The organism is Vibrio hangzhouensis (assembly GCF_900107935.1).
Classification (GTDB): Bacteria; Pseudomonadota; Gammaproteobacteria; order Enterobacterales; family Vibrionaceae; genus Vibrio; species Vibrio hangzhouensis.
Window position 1 is genome coordinate 85,460 of sequence record NZ_FNVG01000006.1, and the last position, 15,412, is coordinate 100,871.

14 protein-coding genes are annotated in these 15,412 nt (G+C 46.2%); 7 read left to right on the plus strand and 7 right to left on the minus strand.

The annotated features are described in order from the left end of the window. Positions 1-97: 97 nt before the first annotated feature. The 3 genes from fabV (at position 98) to C4S60_RS08120 (ending at position 5,098) form a co-directional block, all read left to right on the plus strand. Positions 98-1,294 carry an enoyl-ACP reductase FabV gene (gene fabV / locus C4S60_RS08110; RefSeq protein WP_103879841.1) on the plus strand — a complete coding sequence of 399 codons (1,197 nt, stop codon included), beginning with the start codon at positions 98-100 and terminating at the stop codon, positions 1,292-1,294. A 173-nt stretch (positions 1,295-1,467) separates the two neighbouring features. Beyond that, positions 1,468-3,354 (plus strand): putative bifunctional diguanylate cyclase/phosphodiesterase, encoded by a 1,887-nt coding sequence (locus C4S60_RS08115; RefSeq protein ID WP_103879842.1) that lies wholly within the window; start codon positions 1,468-1,470, stop codon positions 3,352-3,354. 88 nt (positions 3,355-3,442) lie between these two features. Next, positions 3,443-5,098, plus strand: a complete 1,656-nt coding sequence (locus C4S60_RS08120; RefSeq protein WP_103879843.1) for an ABC-ATPase domain-containing protein — start codon at positions 3,443-3,445, stop codon at positions 5,096-5,098. Positions 5,099-5,131: 33 nt separating this feature from the next. Here the strand turns inward: C4S60_RS08120 and C4S60_RS08125 are convergent, their stop codons facing one another. Both C4S60_RS08125 and C4S60_RS08130 read right to left on the minus strand, forming a co-directional pair. After that, positions 5,132-5,746, minus strand: a complete 615-nt coding sequence (locus tag C4S60_RS08125) for a DNA-J related domain-containing protein (RefSeq protein ID WP_103879844.1) — start codon at positions 5,744-5,746, stop codon at positions 5,132-5,134. A 102-nt stretch (positions 5,747-5,848) separates the two neighbouring features. Beyond that, positions 5,849-6,688 (minus strand): isopenicillin N synthase family dioxygenase, encoded by an 840-nt coding sequence (locus tag C4S60_RS08130; RefSeq protein WP_103879845.1) that lies wholly within the window; start codon positions 6,686-6,688, stop codon positions 5,849-5,851. 203 nt (positions 6,689-6,891) lie between these two features. Between C4S60_RS08130 and C4S60_RS08135 the strand changes: the two genes are divergently transcribed. Further along, a complete protein-coding gene (locus C4S60_RS08135; RefSeq protein WP_103879973.1) occupies positions 6,892-7,500 on the plus strand; it encodes a DUF2238 domain-containing protein in 609 nt (202 codons plus the stop codon). Here the strand turns inward: C4S60_RS08135 and cutA are convergent. The 5 genes from cutA to C4S60_RS08160 form a co-directional block, all read right to left on the minus strand. After that, positions 7,490-7,810 (minus strand): divalent-cation tolerance protein CutA, encoded by a 321-nt coding sequence (gene cutA / locus C4S60_RS08140; protein ID WP_103879846.1) that lies wholly within the window; start codon positions 7,808-7,810, stop codon positions 7,490-7,492. The two genes, C4S60_RS08135 and cutA, sit on opposite strands and share 11 nt — an antisense overlap. 12 nt (positions 7,811-7,822) lie before the next feature. Beyond that, a complete protein-coding gene (locus tag C4S60_RS08145; RefSeq protein ID WP_103879847.1) occupies positions 7,823-8,074 on the minus strand; it encodes a hypothetical protein in 252 nt (83 codons plus the stop codon). 2 nt (positions 8,075-8,076) lie between these two features. Continuing rightward, positions 8,077-9,804 (minus strand): SgrR family transcriptional regulator, encoded by a 1,728-nt coding sequence (locus tag C4S60_RS08150; protein ID WP_103879848.1) that lies wholly within the window; start codon positions 9,802-9,804, stop codon positions 8,077-8,079. 63 nt (positions 9,805-9,867) lie between these two features. Continuing rightward, the gene (locus C4S60_RS08155) at positions 9,868-10,101 is read right to left on the minus strand and encodes a DUF3389 family protein (RefSeq protein WP_103879849.1); all 234 of its coding nucleotides are present in this window, start codon (positions 10,099-10,101) and stop codon (positions 9,868-9,870) included. After that, positions 10,098-10,532: a hotdog fold thioesterase gene (locus tag C4S60_RS08160; RefSeq protein ID WP_103879850.1), complete on the minus strand. Its 435-nt coding sequence runs from the start codon at positions 10,530-10,532 to the stop codon at positions 10,098-10,100. The genes C4S60_RS08155 and C4S60_RS08160 overlap by 4 nt, the downstream gene beginning before the upstream one ends. A gap of 147 nt (positions 10,533-10,679) precedes the next feature. Here C4S60_RS08160 and C4S60_RS08165 point away from each other — a divergent pair, with 147 nt between their 5' ends. The 3 genes from C4S60_RS08165 to C4S60_RS08175 all read left to right on the plus strand — a co-directional run bounded on the left by C4S60_RS08165 (position 10,680) and on the right by C4S60_RS08175 (position 15,362). Next, positions 10,680-11,468, plus strand: coding sequence for a M48 family metallopeptidase (locus C4S60_RS08165; protein ID WP_103879851.1), 789 nt, complete (start codon positions 10,680-10,682; stop codon positions 11,466-11,468). 179 nt (positions 11,469-11,647) lie between these two features. Beyond that, the gene (locus tag C4S60_RS08170) at positions 11,648-12,904 is read left to right on the plus strand and encodes an outer membrane protein transport protein (protein ID WP_103879852.1); all 1,257 of its coding nucleotides are present in this window, start codon (positions 11,648-11,650) and stop codon (positions 12,902-12,904) included. A gap of 22 nt (positions 12,905-12,926) precedes the next feature. Beyond that, a complete protein-coding gene (locus C4S60_RS08175) occupies positions 12,927-15,362 on the plus strand; it encodes a VolA/Pla-1 family phospholipase (protein ID WP_103879853.1) in 2,436 nt (811 codons plus the stop codon). Positions 15,363-15,412: the final 50 nt, after the last annotated feature.

The following is a 15,412-nucleotide window of genomic DNA, read 5'->3' on the forward strand; positions in this document are numbered from 1 at the left end:
GCATCAGATTCACCTTTTTGATGCCCTAGCTCAATATAATTTACAACACTTTACGCTATTGTGGTCTTTTATCATCGTCTTAAATAGGTTGTAAATAATGATAATTGAACCAATTATCAGCGGTGTCGTCGCGCGCTCAGCCCACCCTGAGGGTTGTAAGAAGGCGGTCGATAACCAAATCGAATACGTAAAATCAGCAAGTCCGATCAAAAATGGCCCTAAACGTGTTCTTATCCTGGGCGCGTCATCAGGGTTTGGACTTGCCGCAAGAATTGCACTGACTTTTGGTGGAGCAGAAGCAGACACCATTGGGGTTTCTTTTGAGCGCGGCCCTTCGGAAAAAGGCATCGGCTCTGCAGGATGGTACAACAATATCTATTTCAAACAGCGTGCCCAGCAAGCTGGCCGACGCGCGGTCAATATTGTGGGTGACGCATTCTCCCAGGAAGTTCGTGAGCAAGTTATAGAAGCTATAGAGACTTACTTCGAAGGTGAAGTTGATCTGGTCATTTATAGCCTGGCAACCGGAGTACGCCCAAAACCGGACGGTGAGTTCTGGCGCTCTGCTATCAAGCCCATCGGTGAATCGGTTTCCGGTGCAACCATTAACCTTGAGACTCAGAGTTGGCAAGATACTACATTAGAACCAGCCTCAGAGTCAGAAATTGAAGGTACACTCAAAGTGATGGGTGGCGAGGATTGGGAAAGCTGGATTGATACCCTGGTGAACTCGGACTCCATCGCTGACGGATTTAAGACTATCGCATTTTCTTATATCGGACCCGAGGTCACCCATCCAATTTATCTTGATGGCACTCTTGGTCGTGCGAAAGTCGATCTACACCAAACCAGCCACGCTTTAAATCTGGAACTAGCCAACTTTAACGGCAATGCATACGCAACGGTCTGTAAAGCACTAGTCACCAAAGCCAGTGTTTTTATTCCTGGCCTGACTCCTTATTTGCTCGCGCTTTACAAAACAATGAAACAGCAAGGCAATCATGAGGAGTGCATCGAACAAATGCAGCGCCTGTTCTCCACCAAACTGTATGGTCAAGATAAGATACCACTGGACGGTGAACGACTGATACGTATGGATGACTGGGAGTTGCAGCCAAGCGTCCAGCACAAAGTCGGTGAACTGCTAAACGACATGAATAAGGATAATTTCAAAGACGTTGGGGACTTCGACGGTTTCCAACAAACCTTCCTTAACTTAAATGGTTTTGCTTTCGACGATGTCGATTATGGGAAAGAAACGGACATTGAATCCCTAAAACGTCTGAAACCTTGACGCGACCTATTCAGGTCATCCACTCTCACTTTTGAGAATTCGTCGATTAATAGGGTCTTCAAGTGCAACTTGAGGACCTTATTTTCATCTAGCACATATAATTTATCCTATTAGCTTGAAACTAGCAGCGGCTTAATCTCGTCGCTGCATTCCACAGGATGTGGTGACATTATATGAGTGAAGATGGTGTGTTATCCCCTCTAGGATACCTCACAAATAAGGATATTCAGCAAATCCAACAACGACTCCCAATCCCTCTCAATCAGAAGACTTCTGATGTGATGCTGGGATGGTGTTCTGTTGCGGCTAATAAAATGACGCTCGACTACTTCGACAACAATGTCAAACTGGCTTCTCCACCTGCTTGTAAACTGTCAGTCATGCTTCCAGTGGCTCCTGATGATAATGAAATTTCTGTTGCTCTTCACTCTCTGTTGAAAGAATTTGCCTTCAACCGGAAAACACACAATATCGATCTCACAGATCTAATAGGTACGCACGGAGAACGAATTGGCGTCGTATTTATGGTTCACCGTAACATCGACAACATTCGGCCATCTTTAATACAAATGGCCCATGAAATTCATTCACAGCTCATTCAAAAGATGCTGCAAAATGAGTTAAACACGTTGAAAAAGAGCTATAAAGACCAACTAAAGATCAAAGAACGGGAAATTAAACAACTCGATCAGAAACTTATACAACTTCGCAATGAAAATTCTAAGCTGGAAAAACAAATGCTTTTCCAGCAAAGCCATGATATCGCCACCAAGATGCTCAACCGTTCAGGCCTTGAAAACGCCTTATCAGTCTCACTGAACAGTAATACCATCGTAGAAGGCGATGCCTACATTTCCGTTATCCTTATCCAGATAACTAACGGTGAACGAATACAAGCAAGGATCGGCTGCGATGGATTTGACCAATTGCTGAGGCAGTTTGAACAACAAGTGAACCTCTGTACTTCCTCAATCCATCATATTGCCAGGATTTCGACCACCGAACTTGCCTTGGCCACCACGGTCCCCTCACTGGACGAAAAATTTCTTCCTGATCTCTGTCATCAATTATCTCATGTCGCCCGCCAGGGATTCATGCACAATGGTCAGGAGGTGCACCTGCATGTATTCATGGGTGTGGCAAACTCCTATCATACCAACAACTCTTCGCAACTGATTAACTACGCTTTTCAAGCTGCAATCGCATGTAAAGAATCAGGTTCACTGGTTAATACATTTACGCAAGCAGACCAGCAAGAGCAAAAGGAATTTAATCAATTAGAACATTATTTGCTTCAAGCGGTAAGGAACGATGATCTGATTTTGCACTTCCAGCCTAAAGTAGATCTGAAAACCAACCGCTGGGTTGGTGCCGAAGTTTTGTTACGATGGAAACACCCCATTTTGGGCGATATTTCCAATGAAGCGCTAATTCACATGGCAGAACAAAACGGTCTGATTGTAGAAGTCGGATATTTCGTGCTACGCAATGCCATAGACCGGGCGTCAGAATGGATCGAGATTGCCCCTGAGTTTTGCTTGTCTGTTAATGTCTCGGCAAAGCAGATTTGCTCTCCAGATTTCGCAACTAAAGTCTCCAATCTACTCAAACAAAACGAATTACCCGCTAGCAACCTAGAGTTTGAACTTACAGAAAGCTGTCTGGTGTCTAACTTCGATACTGCCAAACGGAACATCGAAACCCTGAAAAAGCAGGGGGTGAAATTTGCCCTTGATGACTTCGGCACCGGTTATGCCTCCTTCAACTATCTCAAGAAACTGCCCTTTGATGCCATTAAGATAGATAAAGAATTTCTGGCAAACATTCTGCACAGCTCGCAAGATAGAGCGATCTTCCGTTCCATCGTCAATATCGCCAATAAACTTGATAAGCAAATCGTAGTAGAAGGTGTTGAAACTTCCGAGCAACATGCCTTTGTCGCCGATGAACGATGTGATATTGGCCAGGGCTACTTTTATGCCAGACCGATGTCCAGAGACATTTTTGAGTCCCAACTGTCCAAGCAATACCCGGCTCCAAAACAGTTCATAATTCGCTAAAGGGGCTCTTTTGCGGTTTTACGCTTTACCCACGTCAATAGGACTCCTATAATCGCGCACCAACCTTTTGAAATACGAGACATTCAACATGGATCTATTGATAGCCAAACTCAAGAAAATCGAAAAACAAAACTATCGTGCCTACCAACAGATCAAAGGTAGCTATGATTTTACCGATTTTGATTTCCATATAGACCATGTTCAGTCAGATCCCTATGCTGCAGCATCACGTGTACGCGCATTCAGACCTTGGGCACCCACCGGGCTTGAATGGCTAAAAGAGCAGTCTTCGGCCTATCAGATAGCAGCCAGAGATTACATCGCGCGTCAGTTTGCCCTGTTTGCAAAACAAGAGAACAGCGTATCCATTTCGTTAACAGGTCAAACCGTGATGGATTCAACATCCGTCGTTTTCGATGAGCACGGAATTGAGCTAAGATTCCGAATTAACCTTCCAGCTGAAGGACGTAGTATACTGGCCAAAAAAGCGAGTAACATTCTTACCTTCCACTTACCAAAATTCATCCGTAAGTGTACGCTGCAACGTGAACTCGATATTGCAGCGCTAAAGCATCACTGTGAAGTGATAGAAGATCAGGTATCTCTTCGACAACAACTCGCTGAACACAATCTTGTTGCCTTTGTTGCCAACGGTAGTGTTTTACCTAGGCTGGCAGGTAACTGCGACCTGCCGATGAAAAACGCTGTCACTTTTCAATCACCCGACTCTCTGGAAGTCACACTGAATCGTCCAAATCACGGCGAAATTAAGGGTATGGGGATACCTAAAGGGGTGACCTTGATCGTTGGCGGTGGTTTCCACGGAAAATCAACTCTACTCAACGCGCTAGAGCGCGCTATCTATGATCACATTCCGGGCGATGGTCGTGAGGGTATCGTGACTGAAAACGATGCGTGTAAGATCAAAGCAGAAGATGGCCGATCTATCCACAATCTGAACCTCAGCAACTACATCAACCACTTACCTTTCGGTAAGCAAACCAGTGACTTCAGCACTCAGGATGCTTCTGGCTCGACATCTCAGGCTGCATGGCTTCAAGAGTCGATTGAAGCAGGTGCCACCTCAATCATGATTGACGAAGATACATCGGCTACCAACTTCATGATCAGAGATGAACGTATGCAAGCATTGGTATCAAAAGGTGATGAGCCCATTACACCATTCGTTGACCGTGTAGGCCAGTTGAGAGACGAACTGGACATCTCCACTATTATTGTTATGGGTGGTTCCGGTGACTATCTCGATGTAGCAGATACGGTTATCCAGATGCACGATTATCAGGCTCTCGATGTAACAAGCAAAGCAAAACAAGTGATATTGCAACATCCAAGTGAGCGTCAGAACGAATGTGAAAAACCACTGGAACTTATTCCACCTCGACACGTCGATTGCGCACACCTGCAGCAGTTGTTGATTGACGGTAAGTTCCGCGTATCAGGGAAAGGCGGCAATAGCCTTCGCTTTGGTAAAGAGTTCATTGATGTGCAGGCTCTTGAACAACTGGAATCCAATTCCGAGCTCAATGCGATAGGATGGTTGTTGTTCCAGTTAGCACAACAACCGGGTTGGTCTACTCACCCGCCAAAAGCTCTGTCTGAACTTATGGCAGCGGACTGGAGCGCCTCAATGCCAAACTCTGGCGATCTGGCAAAACCCAGACTGGTTGACGTACTCGCGACACTAAACCGCTTACGTACCGCTAAAATGCGCCAGCCACGTTAACCGTTTAATCAGAGTAGCGAGGTGTCTATCTCGCTACTCTTGTTTGAGCAAAGACCAGGCCTCGCAATACTGCCGAAACTTCTCTGCGTCTCCTCCCTCTCTGTCGGGATGCCATTTCAAAGCCAGACGCCGCCATGCTTGCCTCACTTCCTTTTGCGTTGCCCACTCATCCAATTCAAAACACTTAAGCGCCGCAATGCGTGACATTGTCACCTTTGACACCCCTACATAGTGTTGATAACGTTGCCAAAACTCTTCCAGAAGTCGCTTTACCTCCCCACTTTCCGCTTCATAATGTGTCCAGTCGAGATAATACTCTCTCAGAGGATCGGCTTTGGAAACCCTATGCATGGAAGCATCAAAGGGGAATAACCGTATATCCATGGCTTCGACTTGCAACCATTTCTCAGGAATCAGCAACTCCTGCAATTGAAACAAGGCATTCATTAGCAAAAAATTACGTTTAAAGAGCGCTTTTTCGGGTTGAGTGTCAAGCTCAGGCATCAAACCAGCTTCAGCCAGTCGCGAAGAAAGTGTATGGATTTTCAAACCGCCCGGAAAGTGTTCGACCTGTTGCAACACAGACCAAAGTAAAGGGTTTTCAGTATGTTGGCGTGCATTAAGGGATTGGGTAATGTTTTCTCTCAACTAAGCATTCCATGTTTCTGAGCCAGCTCTTATTCAATAGATTAGCACTATTACATGGTAGGGCGTTAAAAAGGTCAGCATATTGCTGACCTTGTGCAAAAATTAGATGACGCCGAGCTCCTTCAGGCGCTCCATCAGATAACTATCCGCTGTATAACGCTCCGACAGTACGACCTCTGGATTCGGATGCAGGAAAAGTGGTAAAGAAATTCGCGACTTTTCCTGTTTTTCACCGGTCGGATTGATCACGCGGTGCGTCGTCGAAGGGAAATACCCCCCGCTTGCTTCTTGTAGCATATCACCAATGTTGATGATCAGGTTACCGAAGTCACACGGAACATCCAGCCAGTCTCCCTCTTTGCTTAACACCTGCAGTCCCGGTTCATTGGCCGCAGGCAACACAGTTAACAGGTTGATATCTTCATGAGCGGCGGCTCGTATCGCCCCCGGCTCTTCTTCACCCGTCATTGGTGGGTAGTGCAAAACCCTCAGCAGGGTTTTCTCGCTACCATTGATCATTTCTGAAAGCGCTATTGAGAATTTCTCGCTGACCTCTTTCGGTGCGTTTGCTTCTACCCAACCCAATAGCTCCTGCGCGAAGCTGTTAGCTCTCTGGTAGTAATCCAGAATCTGCTCTTTCAGTGCTGGTGGAATCTGTCCCCACGGGTAGACATGAAAGTACTCTTTGATGTCTTTCACTGTATGCCCTTTTGCCACTTCAGACACTGAGGGTGGGAAATAACCGTCCTGAGTTTCTACGTTAAACTGATAGTCATTTTTCTCATTGCTACAAAAAAACTGGTACCAGTTTTCATAAATTGACTCAACCAACTCCTGTGGTATCGGGTGATTCTTAAGTACACCAAACCCTGTCTCTCGAAGGGAGCGTACGAATTGCTCAGCAGCATCTGGTGCCAGATAATCAACAGTTTCTAATTTCATGACTCTACTTTCTTATCATTATGGTTTCGGGTCAGATGTTAGAAAAAAGTTGGAAGATTTTCAAAGATTCTGGTGTCGCTTTGTGTAATTGCATGCTTCTTTTGTGGCTTTAGTCACCTATTTTCGCCGACTTGCAATTGAACAGCGTTTTATTGCGAGTATACTAAAGCTCATTTCCTTAAACGGTACATATGTATAAAGCCATGGATTACAAACTGTCTACGCGCTACTGCCCTTCACTGACCATTTTCACCGGTCTTTACTGTCTGGTATTTGTCTTTTCCGCGGTAGCTCCATTTTCTCGCCCTGTCTGGGTGGCTGAGATCATCCCTGCTGTCGGTATCTTATTGCTGATTTGGTTGGTATCCAGAAGTTTCCAGTTCTCCAAAACTGCATACCTGTTGATGTTTGTGTGGTTAGGTCTGCATACTATAGGGGCAAAATATACCTTCGCCGATGTGCCGTTTGACTGGTTTAATCAAGCCATTGGATCTGAACGAAATAACTTTGACCGCATCGCACACTTCTCAATTGGTCTGTACGCTTACCCGATTGCCGAGTATATCTACCGCACTAATAGAATGAGTAAAACGCTGGCGTCACTATTTGCTCTGTTCGCCATCATGAGTTTGGCTGCGAGTTACGAAATCATTGAATGGTGGTATGCCGCCTTGGCCGGTGGCGATGAAGGGATCGCCTTTCTTGGTTCACAGGGTGATATCTGGGATGCACAAAAAGACATGCTGTGTGACACGTTAGGAGCCATCACCGCAATCACCCTGTTTTGGCTAAAGCAGCCGCTTAAGGACTGACGTTCTTCTTTAACCAGTTGAGGTAAGGCCGATAGCCTGCCTCGATCGGTACAGCAACGATTTGAGGAACCTCATAGTCATGATACGCTACAATCGTGCGTTCTAGACGTGCATAAGCTTCGTTGGTCGATTTGATGATAAGCAACACTTCTTGGTCATTGCACACCTTACCATCCCAAACATAATGGCTGCCAATAGTCTGCGTCTGCACACACGCGGCAAGACGATTTTCTAAAACAGCATTAATCAACTTATCTGCTTGCTCCGTATTCGCAACCGTAGTGAGTACCATTATTCCATTAGACTTCATCGAGTTGGTTCCCTATTTCATTCGAACTTTGCCACCAATGATTTTGATCGCTGGTGTCCCTCTTACTAAAGCATCTCTGCCAAACACACTCTTACAATCCGGACAAGTCGCCAGCTCAATAGTGTGGTCTTCTGTAATTCGTTCTTTAAAGCACTTTACCAAAGCACCTTTTCCACCCTTTCGATACCGATAAAGCTTAGCACCACATTTGGCACAAAAGATATCAACCGACTTCACTGGGCCCTTTTTATTGGGTTTTGCCATTATTAAGGCTCACTCATCTCTAAATCGTCGGGTTTCACCCATACCTTGCTAAAGTCAAACCAGCCCAGAGCATTGCATTTAGCATTCTGCAAGCTACCACAGTGATCTTTGCTAATACCTAGCCAGCAGTGGAACATTGGGATAACCTGAAAACCCTGCACTAATTGCTTACCCAGTTCCTGAGCCGGGAACTTTTCGTCCGGCTGATTTCGCCACTCGTCAACCAGTGTGGACCAGACTTCGAAGTCTTCAGGCTTTGCCATGTGCTCAATATCGCTATGATCAAGCAACCAGCCAGCCAGTGCTTCTTCACGATTACTTGCGATACCCATAGGACGGATCCAAATATCAATATCGGAAAAAGCAGGGGAATCCAGCCCATAACGTACAAACTTCGTTCTGATGCCATCCTGCCTTAACAACTCTTCAATGCTTTCAGCGATTTCTGGAAAGGTAGGGTGTTCAGCATAGTAGGCAATGCGAATTTCTCTATCCAACACATATTCTATTGGGTCACTCGGTTCCAGAGAATCATGATATTGTTGAGGTTGATGGTACCATCCTGGTTTCAAACCGTGTGCCGGTATCATCCCCAATTCCTTCACCGTGACTTCTGGTAATTTTCTGAATACGGCCAATGAGTTGATCTTTTTCGTTAAGTAACGCGCCCAGGCGTCATCTTTTGCTATCCCGTTTACCCGATTCAACAATAGATAGGTACAGCCTGGATCGAGATCGATGTCATCCTGAATGTCTGAACGAGCACCAGCAATAGGATCGGCCAGTGTGGGGAAAACCAATGTCGAATGTGTTTCATCAATCACCCACACTTCCACAGTATCCAGTAACGGCCGATAACCAAAATAACCGTCAAACGCTGACAGAATCAGGCGTTTTTCATTGTTTGTGGTTACTGAGTATGGACCTGTACCTATTGGATAGCGGTCAAAATCCTCGCCTCGCATCTCTTCCGGCGGCAATACTTTGGCCATATTTTCAGCAAACATTAGCGGAGCCTGGAAGTCATTTTGAGTAAAAAACACATCAAGGACCCACGGCGAAGGCGTCACAACTCTGTCCAGATGTTTGAATAGATTAGTGCCTTTTAACGCTTCAACACTCTGTACAATATGATCTAATTTAAGCAGGTCACCATTGTGAAAGCGGATGCCCGGGCGAATATAGAATCGCCAATGTCTCTCCGAGATTTGCTGCCAGTGGTGGGCCAGATCAGGTTGCAGTACATCATTTTCATCAAACTTAGTCAGCCCACTGAAAACCTGACGTGCAATATGAATTTCTGAGCGGCGCATTGGCTTAGTGGGGTTGAGCATCGATAATGCTCGGTAGTAAGGTAATCGAATGACCTGTTTACCGTCAGTTTGCGAAACACCGAGATAACTCTGAATGACATTGGAAAGTTTGTTTGCGTCCTTATCCAGTACATTCAGTGCGTGGCCGATACGTCCTTCTTCCAGATATCGACGAGCCAGTGTTTCACTAACATCATTTCGATTTTGCTTAAAAACCAGTTTTGAAAGCTTGCCGCGACCCGCAGCAGGATGCCATTCTATCCAACCTTCTTCTTCAAGTTTGTTTAAGACAATTCGCGCATTACGGCGGGTACAAAATAGAATTCCGGTGACATCTTCAAGCTGCGTTTCAGCATCCTGACCGGAGAAATGCTCAAACAAGATCTCAAACTGTTTTCTAAGGCGTGGACTACTCATAAAGAGGAAATACCTTTAAGGGACTTAAGATTAAGTTTCCTCTTTATTGAATCATTTAGCAAGTTAGAGTGACAAAACCTCTATGCTGGTCTGGTCAGCAATCGTCTGTATTTGCTGTGAATTATCCAGTTTTACAGACCACTTACACTCAGCCCCATTTGCCGATAGAACGCAGGCCGGAAGTATCAATTGTAGAGCATCAACCTGAGCCTGAAAGGTTGCTACACTGCCTTTCAATCGCACAACGACTTCGTGAGGGGTCACGATCACTTTACCTTGTGAAAATTCAACGATCATACTTGCGCCTTTTTGTGCTTCTTAACCGCAATCGTCAGTCTGCTGGTGCACACCAAACGCTGTTTTTCGTCGGTAATATCGATTTGCCAGACCTGTGTTGACACACCGAGGTGTTGCGGTTTAGCGGTACCAATCACATAACCACTGCGCATGGCTCTGACATGATTTGCGTTGATATCAAGACCAACACAGTAAGAGCCTTCATCCACACTGTAGTTCGCTGCCAGCGACCCCAAGGTTTCCGCCAGAACCACTGACGCTCCACCGTGCAACATACCTAGAGGCTGATGGGTGAAACTACACACCGGCATAGTCGCAGTAAGGCTATTGTCGGTAAAGCCCGTGTACTCAATTTGCAAATGCTCTATCAGGGTATTTTTAGAAGTACGGTTAAGAGACTCTAATGAGATATTCTTCTTCCAAATACTCATCTATAAATCCTATACTTAGGTAGACAATGACAAGAATGATGCCTGTAGTTAACACGAATGGCAAATATCAAAATGTAGACAATGTGTTTTTATCGCCAGTGGATGACCACCCGGCCATGAAACAATTACGACAAGGGAGTCGCTTCTATGAGAACCTGGACGAAGGTGTGCTGTATTGCTGCGTTCACTTCTGCCATTGCGGCCTGTTCATCGTCCCCTACTGGGCGAAACCAACTAATTTTGTTTTCTGATGCTCAAATGAGTCAACTTGGCGCCCAGTCTTTCGAACAAATGAAGCAGCAGCAAAAAATCAGTCAAGACCAAACGGTCAATGCTTACGTGCAATGTGTAGCAAAAGCCATTACCGACCACGTACCGCCCCAGCCTGAGTTTTCAGAATGGGAAGTGGTGGTATTCGATTCCGATCAAGTCAATGCCTTCGCCCTTCCGGGCGGGAAAATAGGTGTTTACACTGGCTTACTCAAAGTCGCGGTAACGCCTGACCAACTTGCAACAGTTATTGGGCATGAAATCGCCCATGTACTGGCAGATCACAGTAATGAAAGGCTTTCGCAATCTCAACTGGCCAATACTGGACTGCAAATCACCAACGTCGCCTTGGGCGGCTCAGAATACCGCAATGTGACCATGGCTGCGCTTGGTCTGGGCGTTCAGTACGGCGTTATTCTTCCCTATGGACGGACACAAGAATCCGAAGCAGATATCGTAGGGTTAGAGTTGATGGCAAAAAGTGGTTTCGACCCCAACCAAAGTATCGAATTATGGAAGAATATGAGCAAAGCGTCTGGTGGTAGCCAGCCGCCAGAATTGCTCTCCACTCACCCTTCTCACTCTACACGAATCAGTGATCTTCGCCAGAAATCGTCATCACTGCCCAACTACAATGCGACGAAACCAACCTGCAACAAAGCATAAACGCTTCTCCTATAAGATGAGTGTTTTGTTTAGCACTCATCCATCTGACCTGTGTTCAATTCTTGAACAAAACGCTTGCATTTACATATTGATTACATATAGTTAACAACAGGTCAGATGAGATCATCCGATTAATAACTATAACCTCAGATTTCAGTCTTTCGAAAGGACGCGATAACATGAAACAAAGAGCCCTCCTAATCCCTCTCGCTTGGGGGTTAACGCCTGTCGCTCTCGCGGCAGGTTTTCAGGCAAATGAACATTCCGCATCCGGACTGGGTCGAGCCTTCTCAGGCGAAGCTGCTGTCGCTGATAATGCCAGCGTACTGGCACGTAACCCAGCTGCAATGACCCGCTTTGATAAAGCACAATTCTCTGGTGCACTTTCGCTTGTTGATCCCCAAGTTGATGTCACTCAAACCGCAATTGACAATACTCCCTATAACCAGACATCAAAAGACGTCGCGCCTACGCAACTGGTTCCTGGAGCCTACTATATCAGCCCCATTAATGATGCATGGGCATGGGGCATCGGTTTATTCACTAACTATGGCGTTGCTACAGATTATCCAGATGGGATATATGCTGGTGATTTGGCGGGTGATACCTCATTAATCACTATAAACCTCAACCCCAATATTGCATATCGCATCAACGAATCGCTGTCCCTTGGAGCTGGCGCCAACGTAACGTATGCCGAAGCAGAGCTCACCCGCCATAAAGGTATGCTTGCAGGTGTAATGGGAGGGATGCCAAGTGACAGGTTAATTGGGCTTAAAGGTGACACCTATTCATTCGGCTGGAATGTCGGAGCCTTGTACGAAATTAACGACAACCACAGATTTGGAATGACCTACCGTTCCGCCGTTGATTTACAGTTCAAGGACGGTGAGTTCTCTAGCTACGGTTCGGGCATCGCTACCCAGCCCACGGTCGACGGGAGATTGGATGTTACCCTTCCTGCAATCTGGGAACTGTCTGGTTTCCACAAATTTGCCGACAAGTGGTCGCTGCACTACAGCTGGTTCCGAACGGAGTGGAGCAGCTTTCAAGAGTTGAAAGCGACCTCACCTGACTGCAACGATGGCACTGCGGGACAATGTTTTTATAAGAAGGAAGATTACAACGACAATAATCGTTACTCACTTGGTTTCACTCACTATCTGAACAATGACTGGACCCTCCGTGCAGGCTTTGCACTTGATGAGCAGGCAGGAAAAACCACGTTAAGTATTCCCGATACCGACCGTTACTGGTATTCGGCCGGATTCACCTATCAGTGGAACCCTAACCTCTCCTTTGATGCTGGCTTCACCTACATTAACGGCAAATCTGGCAGCTTTACTGAAGAAAACGTTGCGGGAGAAACCCTTGGATTTGAGGCTAAATCCTCTGCCGTTATTGGCGCTCTTCAAATGAACTACGTATTCAACTAAGGCCAGGAAAAAGGATTATCAGATGAAAAAAATCCATATCGCAACCGTCATTTCCGGTGCACTGCTGTTGTCAGCCTGTGGTGGAGAAGCAGAACAGAGCGGCGATGCCACGTTGCCTGTATTTGAGACTTATATCAGCGAATCACTGGCTCAACCTACCAAGCTTCAATTTACACTGCAGGGTATTGATGCCACCGTCCCTGTTCCCAACAACCTACTGTTTAATAGCGTGGATGCAACACTAGAAATACCGACAGGTGGTGATGACGCTTTGGGCAACCCACTTGCCGCGATGGGACAAATGGATGGTTGGTCGACGACATCACAACTGGTCGTCCCATTTGGTGCAGCGTTAACATCATCACCATCGCCAAACGCGGTAACTCTAATTAAGTTGACAGACAAAGTGACCGGGAACCCACTTCCAGAAAAGCAACTGACTTATGGTGTCGATTTTGTGACTGCCACTCAGGGCAATAACCTGATTGTCGTTCCGCTCGCTGACTTCGATCCCGCCTCCGAGTACATCATAGCCGTTACCGACAGCTTATTAGATGAGACAGACCAAAAGGTAGGCATGTCACAGAGTTATGCGACTCTTAAGTCAAAAAGCCGCATCTACGAGTCAGGCGATCTGGCCTCAGCTCAAAGCCTGACACACGGTATTGAACAACTTGTACAGGCTGGTACAGCTGGGGCGGTTGATCCTACAAGCATCGTGTATTCTGCCTGGTTTACCACTCAATCGGTCGGTGTGACGCTTTACGCGACTAAGGCTGTGTATGCTCAAACTCAGGATCCTGCCTACAGCTACAACGGTATATGGCAAGGTACTGCAAACCCAAACAACGTGGACTTAAGTCAAGTCGGTCATATGAACTTTGGCGTGACTCAGGATTACGCGTTGGCAGTCGCCGGAGACAGTAACTTTACCAAATACTTTGTCACTGAAGAGCAAAGAGACCAGCTTATCGGTTTATACAACTTTGAACAGCCTGGTACGGTTAACGTCACCAAAGGAAGCATCAAGCTACCCTACTACCTTGAAACGGGTGAAAACTGGAACACGCAACCTTTTGAGTCCGGCTCAACCAGCCTTGCCATTATCAATCACATCATTCAGGATGAAGCCGAGAAGTCAAACTTCGTCACACAACTTGTCAGTAAAGGTATAGACCCGACAAAGTTTGAAACCGATCCCGCTTCAGTATTGCCCGACATGATGGGATATACATTCACTAAGCTCGATGGCTCCAGATACGATGAAGAGCGGATAGTGACCCAATATGCACCAGTACCCGCTGTCAAATCGCTACAAGATGTCAACTTCTTGTTGTTTACGCCAAGCGCTGGGGCAATTAATGGCATCGTTATTTATCAGCATGGCATTACCTCAGCAAAAGAAAATACCTATTTGTTTGCCAACAATATGGTTAATGCCGGTCTTGCTCTTATCGCCATAGATGCGCCTATTCATGGTGACCGAAGCCTTGATGAACAACGCTCCGCCAATGCAGATATTCTTGCCTATATGAACCTGGCCGTTCTGCCTGTGGCTCGTGATAACATTCGCCAAGCAATGTTAGATCTTATCGGGCTGCGATTAGCGCTAACCACCAACCAATTGGCGCTGACATTTACAGGCACTCCACTTGAAAATTTGGCTTCCACGATAACCAACCCGCCGGGCTTCCTTGGTCACTCTTTAGGCGGCGTTCTGGGTGTCCCTGCCGTTACTCAGGCCAATGCACCGATCAGTAACACGGCTGATGTGTTATTTAAGTTCAAAAATGCGGCATTTATCAATGCTGGCGGCCAGGCGGCGAATCTATTGTTTGGCTCTGGTGCCTATGGTCCTTTGATTTCTCATAATATTGCACTGTCTGCCGGCATAGGCTATGACCAGTTTGCTGCTGTCGCTAATTGTGGTGAACCCGATAGTGATGATTATGAGAAGAACTGTTTGTTGGCGTTTGAAGCTCAAAACATCCCTGAAAATTACCAAAACATTTTGGGGACGAATTTGCAGTTCATTTACGCGGCTCAAACCGTTCTGGATACAGCTGATCCATATACGCACGCGACTACTTTAAAAGCGTTGGGCACTCCGGTTTATATGGCTCAGGTGCTAAACGATGATACCGTTCCTAATAATGTGCCAGGGTCACCTGATGGTATATCCGGTACTCGTTATGTTACTCAGTCTCTGTTTGCCGGTACCGAGCCACTTGCAGCAAAACTTGGGCTGACGCTAGTAGACAGTAGTTACGCGGGAGCGGGAGAATCTAATCCATTTGTTCGCTTTAACTCAGTGGCACAACACTCCACTTTTGTCGCTGTTCAGGACACGACCACCATGTCGGATCTGCCCCATCATGCAGAAATGCAATCCGAGGTGGTTTCATTCTTTGCAACAGGCACCAGCAGCATATCAAATGCCGGTAATGTATTAGAATAAGTGGCTAAAGGTTAACATTATAAAAGCGAGCTATTAACAGCTCGCTTTTT